The 1,282-nt window shown below is 62.7% G+C and carries 1 protein-coding gene; it reads left to right on the forward strand.

The features are described 5' to 3' along the window. Positions 1-39: 39 nt before the first annotated feature. Positions 40-1,282 (forward strand): IS66 family transposase (gene tnpC / locus OKA11_RS24335; protein WP_267225197.1); only part of this gene is annotated, 1,243 nt, incomplete at its 3' end.

The raw sequence follows: 1,282 nt of genomic DNA on the forward strand, positions 1-1,282 counted from the left end.
GCCGTTGACGCGGGAACGGGCTTTCGATTCAAGACTGCGATGGATCGAGGCGGCGTCCCTACTATTGCGGAATTGATGGCGCTTCTGGCGACGAAAGCCGCTGAGGTCGAGGCATTGGCGGTCGAGAGAGACGCCCTTGCCCGGCGCATCCTGAAGCTTGAGGAGGAACTGGCGCTGGCGCGGTTGCACCGCTTTGCGCCGCGCAGCGAAAAGCACCTGGATCGTGTCTTCAATGAAGCCGAGCAGGCCTCCCTTGAGGACGATACCGACGATGGACACGACGACGTCGATGAGCCGATCGCCGCCGATCTTCCCGACACGGGATTGCCGGAGGCGAGAAAGCCAGAAGGGAAGAAGCGCGGGCGCAAGGCACTTCCCGCCGACCTGCCGCGCCAGCGCGTCGAGTATGACCTCGCCGACGACCAGAAGGTCTGCCCGTGCTGCAGCGAACGAATGCATCGCATGGGGGAAGTGGTAACCGAGCAGCTTCACATCGAGGTGAAGGCCACGGTCCTTCAGAATGCCCGTGCCAAATATGCATGCCGCAATTGCGACCGCACCGGGATCGCCACGCCGATTGTCATTGCGCCGATGCCCGCACAGCCCTTGCCGGGCAGCATTGCCACGGCCTCGACGCTGGCCTTTGCCCTTGTTCATAAATACGTCGATGGCACACCGCTGTATCGTCTGGCGCAAACCTTCGAGCGCGCAGGGGTACCTGTCAGCCGCGGTGCACTGGGCCGTTGGGTGATCGCTTCGAGCGAGAGGCACCTGCATCGCATCTTTGACGCCCTGAAGCTGCGGCTTCGGTCCCAGGACGTCATTCATGGCGACGAAACTACGGTTCAGGTGCTCAAGGAAGAGGGCAAGGCCCCTACCAGCACTTCGTATATGTGGGTCTACCGCAGCAGCGAGGACAGCGAACAGCCGATCGTGCTGTTCGACTATCAACCCGGTCGCGGGCAGGAACATCCGCAGGCCTTCCTCGGCGACTATCGCGGTATCCTGATGAGCGACGGTTATACGGCCTGGCGCACATTGAAAGGCGCCACGCATCTAGGCTGCATGGCCCACGCCAGACGGCGCTTTGCCGACGCCCTCAAGGCGAGGAAGAAACAAGGCGGGCCGCCCGCACAGGCGCTCAAGTTCTTCGACCAGCTCTACCGGATCGAAAGGCAGGCGCGGGACGAAATACCCGATGAGGGGGAAACGCAGGCCAGCTACATGCGCCGCTTCCGCCAGAAACATAGCGTCCCGGTCCTGGATGCCCTCAAGGCGTGGG

Source organism: Novosphingobium clariflavum, assembly GCF_026420865.1.
GTDB lineage: Bacteria > Pseudomonadota > Alphaproteobacteria > Sphingomonadales > Sphingomonadaceae > Novosphingobium > Novosphingobium clariflavum.